At 48.8% G+C, this 3,345-nt stretch carries 2 tRNA genes and 1 rRNA gene; all 3 read left to right on the top strand.

The features are described 5' to 3' along the window. Positions 1-5: 5 nt before the first annotated feature. The 3 genes from FN831_RS27465 to FN831_RS27455 all read left to right on the top strand — a co-directional run bounded on the left by FN831_RS27465 (position 6) and on the right by FN831_RS27455 (position 3,285). A tRNA-Ile gene (locus FN831_RS27465) sits at positions 6-79 on the top strand. 16 nt (positions 80-95) lie between these two features. Next, positions 96-172: transfer RNA gene (locus FN831_RS27460), tRNA-Ala, on the top strand. 234 nt (positions 173-406) lie between these two features. Then, positions 407-3,285: ribosomal RNA gene (locus FN831_RS27455) — 23S ribosomal RNA — on the top strand. The last annotated feature ends 60 nt before the right edge of the window (positions 3,286-3,345 follow it).

The raw sequence follows: 3,345 nt of genomic DNA, 5'->3' as shown, positions 1-3,345 counted from the left end.
TACATAGTCCCGTAGCTCAGTTGGTTAGAGCACTACACTGATAATGTAGGGGTCAGCAGTTCAAATCTGCTCGGGACTACATAAATGAATCTTACGGGGGATTAGCTCAGCTGGCTAGAGCGCCTGCCTTGCACGCAGGAGGTCAACGGTTCGACTCCGTTATTCTCCACCATCACCCAGGCTTAAGATAAAAGGCCAGGAAATAGGATCACCGTAACAGGAAATCCGGGGATAGAAAAGTTCTTTGACATATTGGAAGAAGTTAAAAAAGAAGAGCAAACAACAATAGAGACGTTGTTGGCACTTCAATCACAACATCAAAGTAAGCAATTACCAAGATAGTGATTAAAAAGGTTAACGACAGAACAAAAAAAGCATTTCCATAGGCGCAAAAGGCTATGGAGAGAAGAAAGTAAGAAAGAGCACACAGGGGATGCCTTGGCTCTCAGAGGCGATGAAGGACGTGATAAGCTGCGATAAGCACCGGGGATTAGCAAATATGAATTAATCCGGTGATTTCCGAATGGGGAAACCTGGCTGGTTGAAGACCAGTCGTACTGCGGTACGCAAACCTGCCGAACTGAAACATCTAAGTAAGCAGAGGAAGAGAAAATAATAATGATTTCCAAAGTAGTGGCGAGCGAACTGGAAAGAGCCCAAACCAGGCTTGTTACGGCAAGACTGGGGTTGTAGGACTACGATGTGGTATTAATGAAATGAAGTGGAACAGGATGGGAAGCCTGGCAATATAGCGTGAGAGCCGCGTACACGTAAGTAACATTAGCCTAGTAGTATCCTGAGTACCGCGAGGTCGGAGACGCCTTGTGGGAATCTGCCGGCACCATCCGGTAAGGCTAAATACTCCTGAGAGACCGATAGTGAACCAGTACCGTGAGGGAAAGGTGAAAAGAACCCCGAACAGGGGAGTGAAATAGAACCTGAAACTGTGTGCTTACAAGCGGTCGGAGCGTCCAGGTGGCGTGACGGCGTGCCTTTTGCATAATGAGCCTACGAGTTACTCTTCTCTGGCAAGGTTAAGTGTTTAAGACACGCAGCCGAAGCGAAAGCGAGTCTGAATAGGGCGTATAGTCAGGGGAGGTAGACGCGAAACCTTGTGATCTACCCATGGACAGGTTGAAGGTGCGGTAACACGTACTGGAGGACCGAACCGATAAACGTTGAAAAGTTTCCGGATGATCTGTGGGTAGGGGTGAAAGGCTAATCAAACTGGGAAATAGCTCGTACTCCCCGAAATGTTTTTAGGAACAGCGTTGTGGTTTGAGTTTGATAGAGGTAGAGCTACTGATTGGGTGCGGGGGAGTCAAATCCTACCAAATCCAGACAAACTCCGAATGCTATCAAATATACACAGCAGTGAGGCCCGGGGTGCTAAGGTCACGGGCCGAGAGGGAAAGAACCCAGACCATCAGCTAAGGTCCCAAAATTACTACTAAGTTGAACTAACGAGGTGCGATTGCACAGACAGCTAGGATGTTGGCTTGGAAGCAGCCATTCATTTAAAGAGTGCGTAACAGCTCACTAGTCGAGCGATCGTGCATGGATAATAAACGGGCATCAAGTAGTATACCGAAGCTATGGGTAGATTTAGATCTACGGTAGGGGAGCATTCCAGCGGCAGCGAAGATATGGCGTAAGCTGTGTTGGAGCTTCTGGAAAAGCAAATGTAGGCATAAGTAACGATAAGGCAGGCGAGAAACCTGCCCGCCGAAAGGATAAGGTTTCCTGATCAACGCTAATCGGATCAGGGTTAGTCGGGGCCTAAGGAGAACCCGAAGGGGAAATTCGATGGACAACTGGTTAATATTCCAGTACTTTTTATAACTGCGATGTGGGGACGGAGTAGTGACACTGCCGCGATCTGACGGAATAGATCGTTAAAGACTGTAGGTATTGGAGAGGTAGGCAAATCCGCCACTCTAGCTGAAGGTCGATAGTACCGCAAGCCTTCGGGTAAGTGGATAGCGCAGGTAATCAGACTTCCAAGAAAAACCGCTAAGCTTCAGGTTATAAAAACCCGTACCGCAAACCGACACAGGTATCCGGGAAGAGAATTCTAAGGCGCTCGAGTGAATCATGGCTAAGGAACTCGGCAAAATGGCCCTGTAACTTCGGGAGAAGGGGCGCTGGCAGCAATGTCAGCCGCAGTGAAAAGGCCCAGGCGACTGTTTAACAAAAACACATGGCTTTGCAAAATCGAAAGATGAAGTATAAGGCCTGACACCTGCCCGGTGCTGGAAGGTTAAGAGGGGATGTTAGTCGCAAGGCGAAGCATTGAATTGAAGCCCCAGTAAACGGCGGCCGTAACTATAACGGTCCTAAGGTAGCGAAATTCCTTGTCGGGTAAGTTCCGACCTGCACGAATGGTGTAACGATCTGGGCGCTGTCTCAGCCATGAGCTCGGTGAAATTGTGGTCCCGGTGAAGACGCCGGGTACCCGCAACGGGACGGAAAGACCCCATGCACCTTCACTACAATTTAACATTGACATTGGATACAGGATGTGTAGGATAGGTGGGAGACTATGAAGTGGCGTCGCTAGGCGTCGTGGAGTCAACGTTGAAATACCACCCTTTCTGTATTCGGTGTCTAACCCCTTCTGGGGGGACATTGTTTGATGGGTAGTTTGACTGGGGTGGTCGCCTCCAAAAAGGTAACGGAGGCTTTCAAAGGTAAGCTCAATACGCTTGGTAACCGTATGAGGAGTGCAATAGCATAAGCTTGCTTGACTGTGAGGCAGACAAGCCGAGCAGGGTCGAAAGACGGATATAGTGATCCGGTGGTTCTGCATGGAAGGGCCATCGCTCAAAGGATAAAAGGTACGCTGGGGATAACAGGCTGATCTCCCCCAAGAGCTCATATCGACGGGGAGGTTTGGCACCTCGATGTCGGCTCGTCACATCCTGGGGCTGGAGAAGGTCCCAAGGGTTCGGCTGTTCGCCGATTAAAGTGGCACGCGAGCTGGGTTCAGAACGTCGCGAGACAGTTCGGTCCCTATCTGTTGTGGGCGTAGGAATTTTGAGTGGGGCTGACCTTAGTACGAGAGGACCGGGTTGGACTAACCTCTAGTGAATCTGTTGTTCCGCCAGGGGCATTGCAGAGTAGCTACGTTGGGAATAGATAAGCGCTGAAAGCATCTAAGTGCGAAACTAGCCACGAGATGAGAATTCCATATAGGACCGTAGAAGACTACTACGTTGATAGGTTACAGATGTAAAGCTGGTGACAGCATAGTCGAGTAATACTAATCATCCGAAGCTTTCAAAAAGCAGAATACTGTTGTTTGTTCTTCCTTACTAACTTCTTTCAATAATATGTCATTGTTTA

Source organism: Pedobacter westerhofensis (genome assembly GCF_900182595.1).
Taxonomy (GTDB): domain Bacteria; phylum Bacteroidota; class Bacteroidia; order Sphingobacteriales; family Sphingobacteriaceae; genus Pedobacter; species Pedobacter westerhofensis.
The sequence above is the reverse complement of the archived record's forward strand: the minus strand, read 5'-3'. Positions and strand labels throughout refer to the sequence as shown.